This window comes from Kitasatospora sp. NPDC017646, assembly GCF_044329365.1.
GTDB lineage: Bacteria > Actinomycetota > Actinomycetes > Streptomycetales > Streptomycetaceae > Kitasatospora.
In genome coordinates this window covers 241,241-257,998 of the sequence record NZ_JBIRJC010000003.1, presented here as the reverse complement: position 1 = coordinate 257,998, position 16,758 = coordinate 241,241, and the positions used below count along the sequence as shown (strand labels likewise).

Sequence of the window (16,758 nt, the reverse complement as noted above, 5' to 3'; positions counted from 1 at the left end):
CACACTGTGTGCCGACGACCCGGCGGGGAGGGTCATGACACCTGGGGGCGGGCGGATGAGTAGCGTGGGCACGGTGCTCGGCGGGCGGTACACGCTGGTCGAGAAGATCGGCGGCGGGGGGATGGGCGCGGTCTGGCGGGCCGATGACGAGGTGCTGGCCCGGCCGGTCGCCGTCAAGATCCTGCGCGCGGACCTGTTCGAGGACGACACCGCCGTCCAGCGCTTCCGCCGCGAGGCCCAGCTGGTCGCCGCGATCGACCACCCCGGGATCGTGGACGTGCACGACTACGGCGAGAGCGGCGGCGGTGGGGACGGCGACGAGCGCTGCGCCTACATCGTGATGGACCTGATCGAGGGCCGTCCGCTGGACCGGGTGCTCAAGGACGACGGTCCGATGAGCGCCGAGCGCGCCCTCGGTCTGCTCGCCGACGCCCTGGACGCGCTGCACGCCGCACACCGGCGCGGGATCGTGCACCGGGACCTCAAGCCCTCCAACCTGATGGTGCGCGAGGACGGCGGGGTGGTCATCACCGACTTCGGCATCGCCCGGGCCGTCGCCAGCACCAAGCTCACCGCACCGTACGCGATCATCGGCACCGCGGCCTACATGTCCCCGGAGCAGGCCTCGGGGGAGAGCACCGGACCGGCCTCCGACCTCTACTCGATCGGAGTGGTCTGCTACGAGCTGCTGACCGGGAAGGTGCCGTACCTGGGGGAAGGGCCGCTGCAGGTCGCGCTCAAGCACGTCAACCAGCCGGTGCCGGAACTGGCGGAGACCTTCCCGGCGGCGGTGCGGGCGCTGGTCGCCACCGCCCTGGCCAAGCGACCCGAGGACCGCTTCGAGAGCGCCGCCGGGATGGCGGCAGCGGCCCGGGTGGCGATCGGCCTGCCGGGGGCGGCGCGGCGGACGGCGGACAGCGGGACGATCGACCTGCGGCCGGGGGCGGAAGCGGGGCCCGTGGCGGCCCCGGCCGGGGCCGGTGCTCCGGCCGGGCCGGACCAGGTGGTGAAGGTGGACCCGCAGGGTGACACCGAGCCGGGCGGACGCCGTTCGCGCCGTACGCTGCTGCTGCCGATCGTCGTCCCGGTCGTCATCTCGATGGGCACGGCCACCGCGCTGCTGATCGACCGCGGCCCCGGCAGCTCCACCGCGGCCGCGCCGCCCGCCGCCCAGCCGACCGTGGTGGTGACCGTGCCGGCGGCCCCGGGCACCACCACCCCGGCCGCCACCGGCCCCGCGTCCGCGACCGCGCAGCCGTCCGACACCCCGTCGGCCACCCCGGCCGCCGACCAGCCGGCCGGCGGCCAACCGCCCGTACCGGCACCGGCGCAGGGCGTGAACGGCGGGAGCGGCGGGAGCGGCGGGGCCCAAAGCCACGGCGGCGGGGGCTCGAACGGCGGCTCGTCGGGTGGCTCGTCGGGTGGCTCCTCGGGCGGGCAGGCCAACCAGCCCGCGGGCGGAGGCGGTTCGGCGAACCAGCCCCCTGCCAAGCCCGGCAGCTCCACCTCCCAGGGTGGCACTTCCGGTGGTCCGTCCTCCGGCGGCAACCCGCCTGCCCCGCAGACCCCCGCCCGGCCCGCCTCCTGCGGTGGCGACAGCTGGAGCACCATCGTCAGCGTCAAGGACGGTCGCCCGATCGGGATGCGCAACGACAACCTGAACGGCGACAACCCGATCGTCCTCGGCGGCGCCGCACAGTACGGCTGGGTGCGCTCCACCGACCCCGGCAGCTGGATCCTGTTCAACGCCTGCAACAACGGCGGCCCGCAACTCGTGCAGACCATGGACGGCAAGGTCGTGCTGAGCAACGGGTTCAGCTTCCTCACCAGGTGGACGGTCCGCAACGGGAGCACCGCGGGCTCGTACACCCTGGCCGACTACCAGAACCAGTCCTGCATGACGGACAACGGGCCCGGCAACGACCTCACCATGGTCGCGTGCACGCCCGGGAACCCGGCCCAGGAATGGCGGTTGCAATGACGGAGAACGACGGCGTGGTGCTCTACTGGAGGCCGCTGTGCAGCTACTGCATGAAGCTGTGCCTCGGTCTGCTCTTCACCCGGCTCCGCTACAGCCGGCGCTTCACCCGGGTGAACATCTGGAAGGACCCGGACGCCGCCGCCTTCGTCCGCTCGGTCGCGGACGGCCAGGAGACCGTCCCGACGGTGACCGTGGACGGGCGCCCGATGGTGAACCCCTCGCTGCGTCAACTGCTGGATGCCACAAGGGAATACGGCGTGTGAGCGACTGCTCACCGGATGGGCTTCGCTATCAGACCTCCATTCGCAGGGCAAGGGTGGCCGGTGGCGGGACCTCGCCACCCTGCCGTCAAGGGTGTGTATGGAAAGTTCTACAGAGATGTAAAAGTCGATCGATCGTTGATCGTTTCCGATCGCCGGATCCGCAGCCGGCGGCCGATCGGCCGTCAGTGCAGGCGGTCGGCCGTGGTTCGAGTGGGAACCCACTGCAAGGCGGGGTGGATTGCGCCGATTTGACCACCACTTGACTCCCTTTACCTACTGGCGGGACCTGGCCAATAACTGAGGCAGACCTGTCAATTCACCTGCTGGATTGTCATGCTTCTGGTCATCCCCCAGCGGTAGCCCCCACCCCCACCCCTCGGTGGCGAGCCGCTCGACCGCACGGGGTTCCAGCACGTCAGCGCCCGTTCCGCCCCACAGGTGCCGACCCCGGCCCCCGGGACGCGGTGCGACCGCGCCCACACGCGGTTTCCCGGAAGGACTCGTTCGTGAAGCGAAAGCTCGCTGCTGTCGCCGTACTCTCGGCCACGGCCATGTTGACCGGTGTGATCCAGGTCGCCACCACCGCCCAGGCCGCCCCCGCGGCCCCCTCGCTGCAGGCGCAGGCCGCGCAGCAGCACGAGGCCGTGCTCGCGGTGGCCGGCGGCCAGTCCGCGCCGCTGGCCAAGGCGCTCGGCCTCGGCGGCCAGGAGAAGCTGGTGGCCAAGGACGCCGTCGTCGACAAGGACGGCACCCGGCACCTGCGCTTCGAGCGCACCTACGCCGGCCTGCCGGTGATCGGCGGCGACCTGGTCGTCCACCAGAAGGCGGACGGCGCGGTGAAGTCGGTCGACAAGGCGGTCTCCGCCCAGATCGCGCTGCCGAGCCTGACCCCGAAGATCCCGGCGGACAAGGCCGCCGACCAGGCTTCCGGTGCGGTCAAGGCCACCGTCGGCCAGACCATCGACTCCGACGAGTCCCCGCTGGTCGACGTCCACCAGACCGGCCAGGCCCAGCTGGTCGTCTGGGCCACCGACGGCAACCCGCGGCTGGCCTACCGGACCACCGTCGAGGGCACCCGCGCCGACGGCACCCCGAGCGCGCAGATCCTCGTCACCGACGCGGCCAGCGGCCAGGTCCTCTCCACCCACGAGAAGATCGAGACCGCCGCCGGCACCGGCAACGGCATCTTCGTCGGCCAGGTCCCGCTCAACACCAACCAGAACGGCTCGCAGTTCGAGCTCAAGGACACCAGCCGCGGCGGCCAGTACACCACCGACATGAGCAACGGCGAGTCGGGCAGTGGGTCGCTGTTCGCCAACACCAGCAACAGCTTCGGTGACGGCACCAACAACAGCCGCGAATCCGCCGCCGTGGACGCCCAGTTCGGTGCCGCCACCACCTGGGACTTCTACAAGAACACCTTCGGCCGCAACGGCATCCGCAACGACGGCGTCGGCGCCCTCAGCCGGGTGCACTACGGCTCCAACTACGTCAACGCGTTCTGGAGCGACGACTGCTTCTGCATGTCGTACGGCGACGGCAACAACAACAGCGCGCCGCTCACCGAGCTCGACGTGGCGGGCCACGAGATGTCCCACGGCGTCACCGCGGCGACCGCCAACCTGAACTACTCGGGCGAGTCCGGCGGCCTCAACGAGGCCACCTCCGACATCATGGGCACGATGGTCGAGTGGTACGCCAACCTGCCCTCCAACCCGCCGAACTACTGGATCGGCGAGCTGATCAACCTGAACGGCAACGGCAGCCCGCTGCGCTACATGGACCAGCCGAGCAAGGACGGCTCCTCGGCGGACTACTGGGACCCGAACGTCGGCAACTCGGACGTGCACTACTCGTCCGGCGTGGCGAACCACTTCTTCTACCTGCTGTCCGAGGGCAGCGGCGCGAAGTCGATCAACGGGTTCGACTACAACAGCCCGACGGCCGACGGCTCCTCGCTCGCGGGCATCGGCCGGGACAAGGCCGCGCAGATCTGGTACCGCGCGCTGACCGTGTACTTCACCTCGACGACCGACTACGCGGGCGCCCGTGCGGCCACCCTCAGTGCGGCGTCGGACCTGTACGGCGCGAACAGCGCCGAGTACAACGCGGTCGCGGCCACCTGGACCGCGGTCAACGTCAACTGACTCGGGCCTGAACCGGGTGGGCCTGAGTTGGACAGGCCCGCCCGGGGCGCGTCCGAGCGGGGACCGGTCGGACTGTGGGTGCCGAACGGCCGGGCCCGAGGGCGGGGGTGACGGTGTGCGGACCACCGTCGCCCCCGCCGTCCTGTGCGCCTCCGCCGTCCTGTGTGCCTCCGCCGCGCCGGGGCCCTGCTGGTCAGGTGAGGTCCTGTGCGGCCTGCCGCACGTGGCCCGCCGGGGCGGCGAACGCCGCCGTGCGCCGTTCGCCGACCGCCGCCCCCACGGTCGGTCCACCGGTCCGTTCGGCAACGCGAGGCCCCGGGCGGCCTGTTGGGTCGTGGGGTGCGCCAGAGTGGCGCGCTTCGCTGAGGCTGCATCAGCTTCTCCCGGCGCGGTGCCTGTCCTGGGCCTCCAGGACGGCGTCGCCGTGAACGGCGGCCCAGGCGCCGAGGGCGCGGATCGGTCCGATCAGGGCGGTGCCCGCCTCGGTCAGGGTGTAGTCGACGCGCGGCGGGGCCTCGGCGTAACGGCGACGCTCCACCAGGCCGTTGTACTCCAGCCGGCGCAGCGTCTCGTTGAGCACTTTCGGGCTGAGTCCGCCGATCCGGTCCAGCAGCGCCCTCGGGCGCATCGGCGCGCGCTCGCCCAGGACGTACACCACCACGCTGTCCCAGCGGTTGGCTATCACCTCGAAGGCCAGCCGGGCGCGACAGTCCGCGGCGAACGGCTCGCCGCCCAGGTCGTCTTTCGTCCGGTCCTCGATGACGTCCTCGGTCCGCATGCGGTCATCCTGCCCGATCCGATGCGTACCGGGCGGTGTGCATCGTCCCGTCTAGCGTCCGGAGCACGACATCGGACGGGATGAGAGGTGGACGGACCATGCGGATCGGCATTCTCGGTACGGGCTCCATGGCGGCCGCGCTCGGCGGGGCATGGGTGCGGGCCGGGCACGACGTGCGGGTGGGTGGGCGTGACGTGGCGGCGGCCCGGAGACTGGCCGCGGAGATCGGGGCCGCGGGTGGCGGTGAGCCGGCTGATGCGGCGCGGTTCGGGGAGGCGGTGCTGGTCGCGCTGCCGGCCGGGGCGGCGGTGCCGGTGGTCGGCTCGCTGGCCGGCGAACTGGCCGGGCGGGTGCTGTTGGACTGCACGGTGCCGATGGCCCCGGGCGCGGACGGACCGGCCCTGACCACGGGCGGAGCCACGGATTCCGTCGCCCGGCAGCTCGCCTCGGCGGCTCCGGCGGCACGGGTGTCGAAGGTGTTCGGCATCTGCCACGAGAGCATCTGGTCGATGCCGCGGCCGAGCTTCGAGGGCGCACCGCTCGGTGTCCCGTACTGCGCGGACGACCGGGTTGCTGGTCACCTGACCGCTGATCTGGTGGGCTCGATGGGTTGCCTGCCGGTGCACTGCGGCGGTCTTGACCGGGCCGGGCTGCTGGAGGCGGTGGCGGTGTTCGCGATCGGGGTGTGGTGGTCGGGCGGCGAGGCCCGGCACGTTTTGCCGTCGCCCGCGTTGGCGCCGGGGGCGGTGGATGACGCGGAGTAGGAGGCGGTGGGACGGGGAGCGGATGACGGGTGGCAGCCGACGGATGACAGAGGATGAAATCTGTCATCTGTCAACCGTCAGCTGTGCCCCCGTCATGCGGCCGCGTCATCCGACACCCGGCACCCGGCATCCGGCACCTGGCACCCGTCCGACGTCACGCCAGGTCCTTGCGGATCTGGTCCAGGATCAGCCCGGCTCCGGAATAGCCGATGCCGAGCATCCACAGGTCGTCGTCCACCTGGTGCACCCGACCGTTGCGGACGGCGTCCAGGTTCTTCCAGAGCGTGCCCTCGGTGATCCTGGTGCGGTCGGACTTGGCCGCGTCCCCGTACGCCGAGTAGAAGATGACGTCGGCCGCCGCCTGGTCCACCTGCTCCGGGCTGATCTCCAGCGAGAACCCGGACTTGTCCTGGTTGGCCGGGCGGCCGAGCCCGAGGTCCTTGAACAGCGAGCTGACGAAGGTGTCGTCGAGGTAGAGCCGGGTGGGCGCGCCGGCCAGGAAGCGGGCCATCTCGACCCGGGTGGCCGCCGCCTTGGCCGGCCCACCCAGCGCGGTGACCACGTCCCGCAGCTTCGTCCGGTACGCCGCGTCCGCCGCCCCGGCCTCCGCGGCACGGCGGCTGAGGGTTCGGGACATCGGCGACTCCTCCCACGGGACGGACACCTCCCACGGGACGGACACCTCCCACGGGCGGACGCCTCCACGGCGGCCCCCGCCGCGATTGGAGCGCGCGCTGCTGGCGGCCGGACGGGACGCGGGAACCCTGCCCGCCCGGCAGGCCCGTTACGCCTCCGAGCCGTACTCCCGTCGCTGGCGCAGCAGTTCGGCGTACTCGGCCCGCACCCGGCGGTCCATCGCGAGGGTGAACTGCGCGTCGGCGACGGTACGGGCGAGCGGGCGGACCCGCAGGATGCGCTCGGTGAGCCGGGCCGCCTCGCCGGGTGGCAGCGGGGTGTCGCCGGAGAGTGCGCTGAGCAGGTGTTCGCCGACCACCTCGATGAAGATCTCGGCGATGGCGTCGACGTACTCCCGGGTGCGCCGGCTGGCGTCCAGCACCGCCGCGAGCGGCACGCCCTCGGCGACCAACTCGGTCGTGGCGTCCATCAGCCGCCGGCTGACGTGGGTGATCCCGTCGTCCTCGATCGAGATGTACCCCTGGGCGATGGCCTCGGCGGTGTTCTCCTCGGTGAGCTGGTCCCCGAAGGCGGTCTTGAGCTCTTCCCAGTCCAGTCGTACCGGGACCTCGTCCGACCAGGGGGCGACGATCGCGGCCTCGAGCCCGATCAGTCCGGCGACGTCTCGGCCGCTCTCACCGGCGCCGATCAGTTCGGCGATCCCGCCCAGGGTGTGGCCGCGTTCGAGCAGTTCGCCGATCATCCGCAGCCGGGCCAGGTGTTCCTCGCCGTACCAGGCGATCCGGCCCTCCTTGCGGGGCGGTTGGAGCAGTTTGCGCTCGCGGTAGAAGCGCAGGGTTCGGGTGGTGATCCCGGCCGCCTCGGCCAGTTCCTCCACCCGGTACTCGCGTTTTCTGTCGTCCGCAGCAGCCCTGACCTTGTCCACGGCGATCAGCATAGATCCGTCACCCCGACGGGGGAGCCTCCGGGAAGTCCGGGAACTTCCGGTGAATCCGGGCTGTCGGGCTTCTTCCATCCGGTGTCAGCAAGGGCTACCCTGCCAACCATGCCAGTGATTACTGGCGCGATTGGCAGGGTTCCGGGGAAAGCCCCGGGAGGTTCCCGGTCCGCGATCCCCGGAAGAGAGTGACGACCACCGCCCCACCCTTCAGGAGGAGGCCGCATGGCATCCAGCAGCAAGCGCCCCCGCTCCGGCGCGTCCGCGGCGACCGAGACCGGCGCGGCGACCGGCACCGGCGCGGCGACCGAGACCGGCGCGGCGACCGGCACCGGCGCGGCGACCGGCACCGGCACGGCGACCGACACCGGCGCTGCGGCGGAGGCCGTACCGCACGTGCGGGTGGCGGTGATCGGCTCCGGCTTCGGCGGCCTCGGGGCGGCCGTCCGGCTGCGCCGCGCCGGGATCACCGACTTCGTCGTCCTGGAGCGCGCGGACTCCGTCGGCGGCACCTGGCGCGACAACAGCTACCCCGGCTGCGCCTGCGACGTGCCCTCGCACCTCTACTCCTTCTCCTTCGCGCCCAACCCCGACTGGCCGCGCAGCTTCTCCGGTCAGCCGGACATCCGCGCCTACCTGGAGAAGGTCGCCACCGTCTTCGGCCTCCGCCCGCACCTGCGCTTCAACACCGAAGTGCTGGAGGCTCGTTGGGACAGCGAGCAGACCCGCTGGCGGATCACCACCTCGGCCGGCCAGTGGACCGCCGACGCCGTCGTCTCCGCCGCCGGACCGCTCGCCGACCCGCAGATCCCCGACCTGCCCGGCCTGGCCACCTTCCCCGGCAAGGTGTTCCACTCCTCCCGCTGGGACCACGACTACGACCTGACCGGCAAGCGCGTCGCGATGGTCGGCACCGGCGCCTCCGCCGCCCAGATCATCCCGTCGATCCAGCCGAAGGCCGGCAAGCTCACGGTCTTCCAGCGCACCCCGGCCTGGGTCCTACCGCGCCGTGACCGGGAGATCACCCAGCTGGAGAAGTGGCTGCACGGCCGGCTGCCGGTCACCGCCAAGATCCGCCGGGGCACCCTGTTCGCACTCCGCGAGCTCCAGGTGGACGCCTTCGTGCGCCGCCCCGGACTGCTGCGCCTCGTCCAGCAGCTCGCCGAACGCCACATCGCCCAGGGCGTCGCCGACCCGGCACTGCGCGCCAAGCTCACCCCGGACTACCGGATCGGCTGCAAGCGCATCCTGCTCAGCAACACCTACTACCCGGCGCTCGCCGCCGCCAACACCGAGGTCGTCTCCTCCGGCCTGCGCGAACTGCGCGGCTCCACCCTGGTCGCCGCCGACGGCAGCGAGCACGAGGTGGACGCCATCGTCTTCGGCACCGGCTTCCACGTGACCGACATGCCCATCGGTGCCCGGGTGTTCGGGGTGAACGGGACGAGCCTGGCGGAGGAGTGGAAGGACGGCATGGAGGCGCTGCGCGGTTCGACCGTGCACGGCTTCCCCAACCTCTTCTTCGTGATCGGTCCCAACACCGGCCTCGGCAACAGCTCGATGATCCTCATGATCGAGTCCCAACTGAACTACATGATCGACGCGTTGACCACGCTCCACTCGGTCGGTGCCGCCGCCATGCATCCCACCGTCCGCGCCCAGCGGCAGTGGAACCTGGAACTGCAGCACCGGATGGACCGCACCGTCTGGACCACCGGCGGCTGCCGCAGCTGGTACCTGGACCCGAGCGGCAAGAACACCGTGCTCTGGCCCGGCTCCACGACCTCCTTCCGGCGCGCCACCCGCAGGGTGGACCTCGGCGAGTACGAGCTGATCATGCGCACCGCCCCGACCGCCGCCCGCACCGTCCAGGAGGCCACCGCATGACGTCCGTCCAGCTCCCCGCCGAGTACGTACCGCCCACGCCCGTCGAGGAGTTGAGCATCCGCTCGGCGGACGGCATCCGGCTGCACGCCGAGGCGCACGGCCGGCCGGGCGCGCCCACCGTGGTGCTCTCCCACGGCTGGACCTGCTCGACCGCGTTCTGGGCCCCGGTGATCCGGCAACTCGCCGACCGCTACCGGGTGGTGGCCTACGACCAGCGCGGCCACGGGCAGAGCGAGATCCCGCCCAGCCGGGCCCGCTACTCCCCCCGGGCGCTCGCCGAGGACCTGGCCTCCGTCCTCGCCCGGACGGTTCCGGCGGGGGAGCGGGCGGTGCTGGCCGGGCACAGCATGGGCGGGATGACCATCATGGCCGCCGGCGGCCGGCCCGAGGTCGCCGAGCGCACCGCCGCCGTCGTCCTGATCTCCACCGGCCCGAGCGAGTTGGTCGCCGAACTCACCGTTCTGCCGGACGCCGTCCGCGCCCCGGGCCTGCGGCGTTTCCTGCACCGGCAGCTGCTGCGCTCCAGGATGCCGCTCGGACCGGTCTCGGCGGTCAGCCGGGCCGTGCTCAAGTACGCGACCATGGGGCCGGGTTCAGCCGCCGGTCAGGTCGAGGCGACGGCCCGGATCGTGCACGCCTGCCCCGCCGGGGTCCGCTTCCACTGGGCCGGGGTGCTCGACCGGCTGGACGTACGGGCCGGGCTCGGCCGGATCGCCGCGCCGACGGCCGTGGTGGTAGGCACCGCGGACCGGCTGACCCCGCCGGTGCACGCCCACCGGATGGTCGCCGAACTCGCTGACTCCCAGGGGTTGTTGCTGTTGCCCGGTGTCGGGCACATGGCGCCGCTGGAGCGGCCGGCGGAGGTCGCCGCCGAGATCCACCGGATGGCCGCCGCGCACCTGACCGGAGCCGCCCCCACTGCTGCTGTTCCGGCCGCTGCTCCCATCGTCGCTCCGGCCGCTGCCCCCGTCGCTGCTTCCGTCGCTGAGAGGACCACCGCCGCATGAACGCCATCCCGCCGTTGTCCGCGCAGGTCGTCGTCGTCACCGGGGCCGCCCGGGGGGTCGGCGCCTCGCTGGCCCGCAAGCTGGCCCGGCGTGGGGCCAAGGTCGCACTGCTGGGCCTGGAGCCGGAGGAGCTGAAGGCAGTCGCGGCACAGTGCGGCGCGGCCGCCACCGCGTGGGAGGTGGACGTCACCGACCTGGAGGCGCTCACCGACACGGCCGACCGGATCAAGGAGCACTACGGACGGGTCGACACCGTGGTCGCCAACGCCGGGATCGCGATCGGCGGACCGCTGGCCGACAGCGACCACCGGGCGTTCAGCCGGGTCATCGAGGTCAACCTGCTCGGCAGCGTCGCCACCGCGCGCGCCTTCCTTCCGGCGCTCACCGAGAGCCGCGGCTACCTGCTGCAGATCGCCTCGCTCGCGGCGCTGACGCCCGCACCGCTGATGAGCGCGTACTGCGCCAGCAAGTCCGGGGTGGAGGCCTTCGCCCACTCGATCCGCGCCGAGGTCGCCTACCGGGGGGTCAAGGTCGGCGTCGGCTACCTGAGTTGGACGGACACCGACATGGTGCGCGGCGCCGACGAGGACGCCGTGCTGAAGCAGATGCGCGGCCGGCTGCCGTGGCCGGCCAACAAGACCTATCCGCTGGAGCCCGCGGTGGACCGGATCGTCGCCGGGATCGCCCGACGGTCCGCCCACGTGTACGCCCAGGCCTGGCTGCGCGGGATGCAGCCGGTGCGCTGGCTGCTGCCGAGCCTGATCGCGGTGGTCGGCTCCCGGGACGTGGCCAAGCTCGCCCCGCAGCTCGCGGCCACCGCTGCCTCCCGGCTGCGCGCCGTCGGGGCCGGCGGTGCCGCGGACACGGCGGCGCGGGGGAGCCGGTCAGGGGCGGACGGCTGACGAGGGACGGCTGACGAGGGACGGCTGACGGTCGGCGGCGAACGGATGACGACGAACAGCTGACAGCGGACGGATGACAGAGTTCGAAATCTGAAATCTGAAAGTTGTCATCTGTTATCCGTCATCTGTCATCCGTCAGCTTTTCGCAACCCCCGCCAGCACCCGCAGGGCCCACGCCAGTACCGGCATCGGCGGCGAGGCCAGCCCCACCCGCACCGCGGACGGCGTGCTCCGCGGGTCCACCGCGAAGGCCGCCGCGGGCGTCACCGAAATCCCCGCCCGCGCGGCCGCGGCGACGAAGGTCTCCGCCCGCCAGGCGCCCGGCAGTTCCCACCACAGGTAGTACGAGCACGGGTCCGCCCGGAGGCGCTGGCCCGCGAGCACCTCCCGGGCCAGCGCCTGCCGCGCCGCCGCGTCCGTCCGCTTCGCCGCCGTCACCGCCGCCAGCGTCCCGTCCCCGATCCAGCGCACCGCCGCCTCCAGGGCGAAGCCGCCCGGCGTCCACCCGCCGGTCCGCAGCGCGCACGCGACCCGTTCGCGCAGCCCCTCCGGGACGACCGCGAACCCGGTGGTCAGCCCCGGCGCGAGCCGTTTGGAGAGGCTGTCGACCAGCACCGTCCGCTCCGGTGCGATCGCGGCGAGCGGTGCCAGCTCGGGGCGCAGGAAGGACCAGACGGCGTCCTCGACCACCGGCAGGTCCAGCCGGCGCAGCTCCTCCGCCAGCGCGACGGCCCGCTCGGGCGGCAGGCTGGCGCCGAGTGGATTCTGCAACCGGGGCTGGACGTACACCGCGCTCAGCGGCGCCGCCCGGTGGGCCTGCGCCAAGGCGTCGGGCCGCAGCCCGTGCTCGTCCACCGCGAGCGGCACCAGCCGGATCCCCAGCTGCCCCGCCACCGCCTTGACCACCGGGTAGGTCAGCGCCTCGACCCCCAGCCGCCGCCCGGGCGGCACCAGTGCGGCGAGCGCCCCCGCGACGGCCTGCCGCCCGTTGCCCGCGAACAGCAGCCGCCGAGCGTCGACCTCCCACCCGCCCGTGCCCGTCGCCAGCAGTCCGGCGAAGGCCTGTCGCGCCGCGTCCGTCCCGGCCGAGCCGACCGGTCGCAGCGCCTCGCCCAGCGCGTCCGCCCGCAGCAGGGTCGCCAGCCCGCCGGCCAGCAGTTCGGCCTGCCCGGGCACGCTCGGGTAGTTGAGTTCCAGGTCGATCGGCGCGGTGGCCGGTTCGGCCAGCGCGATCCGCCCGTCCTCCCCGGACCGCCCGGCCCGGACGAAGGTGCCCCGCCCGACCTCCCCGACGGTCAGCCCGCGCCGGACCAGTTCGCGGTAGACCCGCCCCGCCGTCGAGGCGGCGATGCCCCGGCGACGGGCGAAGGCGCGTTGGGTGGGCAGCTGCTGGCCGGGCCGCAGCCGTCCGCCGGTGATGTCGGCGGCGATCTCGTCCGCGATCAGCCGGTAGTCGTCCATCGCGAACCAACCCCTCACCCGTCCGTACCGAGCTCGCCATTGCACCGAGCGCAAAGTCATCATTGCATCGAGATCATCCCGCGCCCTAGCCTCGACGCATGGACGAGCTGATGAACGCCGGGGGCGCCCTGCACGCCGTGGACGGCCACGCGGTGCTCGGCATCGCCGCCGTGGCGCTGGGCATGGTGCTGTCGCCGGGGCCGAACATGATCTACCTGGTCTCGCGCTCGATATCCCAGGGCCGCCGTGCCGGACTGGTGTCCCTGACGGGCGTCGCCGCCGCCTTCCTGGTCTACCTGGTCGCGGTGACGGCCGGGGTGGCCGCGGTCTTCTCGGTGGTCCCCGTCCTCTACACGGTGATCAAGCTGGCCGGCGCCGGCTACCTGCTCTGGCTGGCCTGGAAGGCGGTCAAGCCCGGCGGCACGGCGGTCTTCGCCCCGCAGCAGTTGCCCCCGGACCCGCCGCGCCGCCTGTTCGCGATGGGCTTCCTCACCTGCCTGCTCAACCCCAAGATCGCCATCATGTACATCTCCCTGCTGCCCCAGTTCGTGGCGCCCGAGCGCGGCCACATCGCGGTCCAGAGCCTCGTGCTCGGTCTGGTCCAGATCGCGATCGCGGTCGGTATGAACGGCCTGATCGCGATGAGCGCGGGCAGCATCGCCGGCTTCCTCAACCGCCGCCCGGCCTGGCTGCGGGTCCAGCGCTACGTGATGGGCACCGTCCTCGCCGGCCTCGCGGTGCGCATCGCCGCCGACCGTGCCAGGGCGGTGGCGGCGTAACCGGGCCGCGGCCTCCTCATCGGCCCGGGCAGCCAGCCACCCGCGGCACCTCGTAGGGCAGCCCGTTTCGGCGAGCACGCGCCCGAGGAGCCCGGTTCCGTACTGGAGTAGCCGCACCGACTAACTGGATAGCCGTACCGACTACGGCTTCCCTGCGTTTCGAGGGCGTGGACGGCCCGGGCCGGCCGAGCGCGTCCAGCGGCTCCTCCATGGCGGCGTGGCGGTAGCCCGCCCGGGCGAAGTGGGTGAAGGTCTCCAGCGGGTCGGTGATCGCGAGTCGCCCTGGGTGTGGGCGTGGCTGCGGTGAGTCGGTACGGTCGGGGGCATGACCACAGCCTTGATCACCGGCGCGACCGCTGGCATCGGAGCCGCGTTCGCCCGCCGGCTCGCCCGCAGCGGCTACCGGCTCGTCCTGGTGGCCCGGGACACCGAGCGCCTGGAGCGCGCCAGCGCCGACCTGCACGCCCAGTACGGCACCGAGGCGGAGGTGCTGACCGCCGACCTCGCCACCGACGAGGGCATCGCCGCCGTCGAGGCGCGGCTCTCCGACGCCGAGCGCCCGGTGGACCTGCTGATCAACAACGCCGGTTTCGGCAACAAGGGCGCCTTCGGGACCGTCCCGCTCCAGGACGAACTGGACATGCTTAAGGTGCACATCGAGGCCATCCTGCGGCTGACCACCGCGGCCCTCCCGGGGATGCGCGAGCGCGGCCGGGGCGCGGTCGTGAACGTCGCCTCGGTGGCGGCCTTCCTGCCCCGCGGTACGTACGGGGCGAGCAAGGCGTGGGTGGTGAGCTTCACCCAGGGCGTGCTGCGCGACCTCGGCGGAACGGGCGTGCGGATGATGGCGCTGTGTCCCGGCTTCACCCGGACCGAGTTCCACCAGCGGGCGGGCATGGGCACCGGCAACATCCCGTCCTGGTCCTGGCTGTCGGCCGAGCGGGTGGTGAACGAGGCGATGCGTGACCTCGCGCGCGGCCGTTCGGTGTCCGTGCCCGGCAAGCGCTACAAGCTGGCCGTGGCGATCGCCCGGGTGCTGCCGTCCGGCAAGCTCGGCGGCCTCTCCTCGAAGGCGGCACGCACCTACCGGACGAACTGAGGCGCCCGGGGGCTGGGCGGTCGGCGGGTGGCGCGGTCGGCCGAAGACGCCATGGCCGGGAGCGGCATGACCGAAGGCAGCATGACCGAAGGCGGCATGGCCGGAGGAGGCATGGCCGAGGGAATAGAGTCACCCTCACTATTAGGTCGCCTAACTATGAGCTACGCTCGCTATGCTGAGACCCGACCGACCGCCATGCCCGCCGCCGCGCCCACGCCCCCGCGCGCCCGATCCTGGGAGGCCCGCTCTTGAGGCCCGCCGCCATCGACTGGACCCCGCCCGAGCGCGCCGAGGGCGATCCCCGCCCGCCGGCCCAGTGGCGGCGCATCCTCGCGCTGTTCCGCCCGTACCGGGGCCGCCTCACCACCGTCGGGCTGCTGGTCGCGGCCTCCGCCGTGGTGTCCGTCGTCTCCCCGTTCCTGCTCAGGGCCGTGCTGGACACCGCCATCCCGCAGGGCCGCACCGGGCTCCTCAGCCTGCTCGCACTCGGGATGATCCTCACCGCCGTGGTGAACAGCGTCTTCAACGTGCTGCAGACGCTGATCTCCACCACTGTCGGCCAGCGGGTCATGCACGACCTGCGCACCTCCGTCTACGGCCACCTCCAGCGGCAGTCGCTGGCCTTCTTCACCCGCACCCGCACCGGCGAGGTGCAGTCCCGGATCGCCAACGACATCGGCGGCATGCAGTCCACGGTGACGTCAACCGCGACCAGTCTGGTCTCCAACCTCACCTCGGTGATCGCCTCGATCGTCGCCATGGTCGCCCTCGACTGGCGGCTGACCGTCGTCTCACTGCTCCTGCTCCCGCTGTTCGTCTGGATCAGTCGGCGGGTCGGCCGGGAGCGCAAGAAGATCACCACCGAGCGGCAGAAGCAGCTGGCCGCGATGAGCTCGGCGGTCCAGGAGTCGCTGTCGGTCAGCGGCATCCTGCTCGGCCGCACCATGGGCCGCTCCGACTCGCTCGCCCGGGAGTTCACCGAGCAGTCCGACCAGCTCGCCGACCTGGAGGTGCGGGCCAGCATGGCCGGGCGCTGGCGTATGAACACCATCATGATCGTGATGGCCGCGATGCCCGCGCTGATCTACTGGGCGGCCGGGCTGACCTCCGCCGCCGGCGCGCCGATCGTCTCGGTCGGCACCCTGGTCGCCTTCGTCACCCTCCAGCAGGGCCTGTTCCGCCCGACCGTCAGCCTGTTGTCCACCGGCGTGGACATGCAGACCTCACTGGCGCTCTTCCAGCGCATCTTCGAGTACCTCGACCTGCCGGTGGAGATCGCCGAACCGCCGCGGCCGGTCGGCCTGACCGACATCCGCGGCGAGGTCCGCTTCGAGGCCGTCGACTTCCGCTACGACCCCGGGCAGGAGCGTCCGACCCTGACCGGCGTGGAGCTCAAGGTCCCGGCCGGGACCTCGCTGGCCGTGGTCGGCGAGACCGGCTCGGGCAAGACCACCCTCAGCTACCTGGTGCCGCGGCTGTACGACGTCGCCGGCGGCCGGGTCACCCTCGACGGCGTGGACGTGCGCGAGCTGTCCTTCGACACGCTGGCCCGCGCCGTCGGCGTGGTCTCCCAGGAGACCTACCTCTTCCACGCATCGGTCGCCGAGAACCTGCGCTTCGCCAAGCCCGGCGCCGACGACGCCGAACTGGTCGCGGCCGCCCGGGCCGCGCAGATCCACGAGACCATCGCCGCCCTCCCCGACGGCTACGACACCATGGTCGGCGAACGCGGCTACCGCTTCTCCGGCGGCGAGAAGCAGCGCCTCGCGCTCGCCCGTACGATCCTGCGCAACCCGCCGGTGCTCATCCTCGACGAGGCCACCAGCGCGCTCGACAACCGCACCGAACGCGCCGTCCAGCAGGCCGTGGACACCCTGGCCGCCGGTCGCACCACCATCACCATCGCGCACCGGCTGTCCACCGTCCGCTCCGCCGACCAGATCGCCGTGCTCGACCACGGCGAGGTGGTCGAACTGGGCACCCACGAGGAACTGGTGGAACTGGACGGCCGGTACGCGGCACTGCTGCGCCGGGAGGCACCGGAGGCGGCGGCCCTGTCGGACGCCGCCCTCGGTCACGCGTGATCCCGTGGCCCTCGGCCACGCGTGGCCCTGTGA

14 protein-coding genes are annotated in these 16,758 nt (G+C 72.5%); 10 read left to right on the top strand and 4 right to left on the bottom strand.

From position 1 onward, the window contains the following. The first annotated feature begins 55 nt into the window (after positions 1–55). From ACH4J0_RS06790 to ACH4J0_RS06780, 3 genes are all read left to right on the top strand, one after another. Positions 56–1,981 (top strand): protein kinase, encoded by a 1,926-nt coding sequence (locus ACH4J0_RS06790; protein ID WP_396236946.1) that lies wholly within the window; start codon positions 56–58, stop codon positions 1,979–1,981. Further along, a complete protein-coding gene (locus ACH4J0_RS06785; RefSeq protein WP_396236944.1) occupies positions 1,978–2,244 on the top strand; it encodes a glutaredoxin domain-containing protein in 267 nt (88 codons plus the stop codon). The genes ACH4J0_RS06790 and ACH4J0_RS06785 overlap by 4 nt, the downstream gene beginning before the upstream one ends. Before the next feature lie 551 nt (positions 2,245–2,795). Continuing rightward, positions 2,796–4,391, top strand: coding sequence for a M4 family metallopeptidase (locus tag ACH4J0_RS06780; protein ID WP_396237471.1), 1,596 nt, complete (start codon positions 2,796–2,798; stop codon positions 4,389–4,391). Positions 4,392–4,764: 373 nt separating this feature from the next. Here ACH4J0_RS06780 and ACH4J0_RS06775 read toward each other — a convergent pair whose 3' ends face one another. Next, positions 4,765–5,169 (bottom strand): winged helix-turn-helix transcriptional regulator, encoded by a 405-nt coding sequence (locus ACH4J0_RS06775; RefSeq protein WP_396236942.1) that lies wholly within the window; start codon positions 5,167–5,169, stop codon positions 4,765–4,767. Positions 5,170–5,267: 98 nt separating this feature from the next. Here ACH4J0_RS06775 and ACH4J0_RS06770 point away from each other — a divergent pair, with 98 nt between their 5' ends. Further along, on the top strand, positions 5,268–5,933 hold the full coding sequence (locus ACH4J0_RS06770; protein WP_396236940.1) for an NADPH-dependent F420 reductase: 666 nt from the start codon (positions 5,268–5,270) through the stop codon (positions 5,931–5,933). Positions 5,934–6,087: 154 nt separating this feature from the next. Here the strand turns inward: ACH4J0_RS06770 and ACH4J0_RS06765 are convergent, their stop codons facing one another. Both ACH4J0_RS06765 and ACH4J0_RS06760 read right to left on the bottom strand, forming a co-directional pair. After that, on the bottom strand, positions 6,088–6,570 hold the full coding sequence (locus tag ACH4J0_RS06765) for an ABC transporter substrate-binding protein (protein WP_396236938.1): 483 nt from the start codon (positions 6,568–6,570) through the stop codon (positions 6,088–6,090). 147 nt (positions 6,571–6,717) lie between these two features. Continuing rightward, on the bottom strand, positions 6,718–7,506 hold the full coding sequence (locus ACH4J0_RS06760; protein ID WP_396236936.1) for a MerR family transcriptional regulator: 789 nt from the start codon (positions 7,504–7,506) through the stop codon (positions 6,718–6,720). Between the two features lie 225 nt (positions 7,507–7,731). Between ACH4J0_RS06760 and ACH4J0_RS06755 the strand changes: the two genes are divergently transcribed. The 3 genes from ACH4J0_RS06755 to ACH4J0_RS06745 are packed head-to-tail and all read left to right on the top strand — an operon-like array spanning position 7,732 to position 11,302. Continuing rightward, positions 7,732–9,393 carry a flavin-containing monooxygenase gene (locus tag ACH4J0_RS06755; protein WP_396236934.1) on the top strand — a complete coding sequence of 554 codons (1,662 nt, stop codon included), beginning with the start codon at positions 7,732–7,734 and terminating at the stop codon, positions 9,391–9,393. Beyond that, positions 9,390–10,400, top strand: a complete 1,011-nt coding sequence (locus ACH4J0_RS06750; RefSeq protein WP_396236932.1) for an alpha/beta fold hydrolase — start codon at positions 9,390–9,392, stop codon at positions 10,398–10,400. Before ACH4J0_RS06755 ends, ACH4J0_RS06750 begins: the two co-directional genes overlap by 4 nt. Then, complete coding sequence (locus tag ACH4J0_RS06745; RefSeq protein WP_396236930.1) at positions 10,397–11,302, top strand: SDR family oxidoreductase; 906 nt, start codon at positions 10,397–10,399, stop codon at positions 11,300–11,302. The genes ACH4J0_RS06750 and ACH4J0_RS06745 overlap by 4 nt, the downstream gene beginning before the upstream one ends. Positions 11,303–11,437: 135 nt before the next feature. Here the strand turns inward: ACH4J0_RS06745 and ACH4J0_RS06740 are convergent, their stop codons facing one another. Beyond that, on the bottom strand, positions 11,438–12,763 hold the full coding sequence (locus tag ACH4J0_RS06740; protein WP_396236928.1) for a PLP-dependent aminotransferase family protein: 1,326 nt from the start codon (positions 12,761–12,763) through the stop codon (positions 11,438–11,440). Between the two features lie 98 nt (positions 12,764–12,861). Between ACH4J0_RS06740 and ACH4J0_RS06735 the strand changes: the two genes are divergently transcribed. From ACH4J0_RS06735 to ACH4J0_RS06725, 3 genes are all read left to right on the top strand, one after another. After that, entirely contained in the window at positions 12,862–13,542 is a 681-nt protein-coding gene (locus ACH4J0_RS06735) for a LysE family translocator (RefSeq protein WP_396236926.1), read from the top strand. A 325-nt stretch (positions 13,543–13,867) separates the two neighbouring features. After that, on the top strand, positions 13,868–14,641 hold the full coding sequence (locus ACH4J0_RS06730) for an SDR family NAD(P)-dependent oxidoreductase (RefSeq protein WP_396236924.1): 774 nt from the start codon (positions 13,868–13,870) through the stop codon (positions 14,639–14,641). Between the two features lie 248 nt (positions 14,642–14,889). Beyond that, positions 14,890–16,725, top strand: a complete 1,836-nt coding sequence (locus ACH4J0_RS06725) for an ABC transporter ATP-binding protein (RefSeq protein WP_396236922.1) — start codon at positions 14,890–14,892, stop codon at positions 16,723–16,725. The last annotated feature ends 33 nt before the right edge of the window (positions 16,726–16,758 follow it).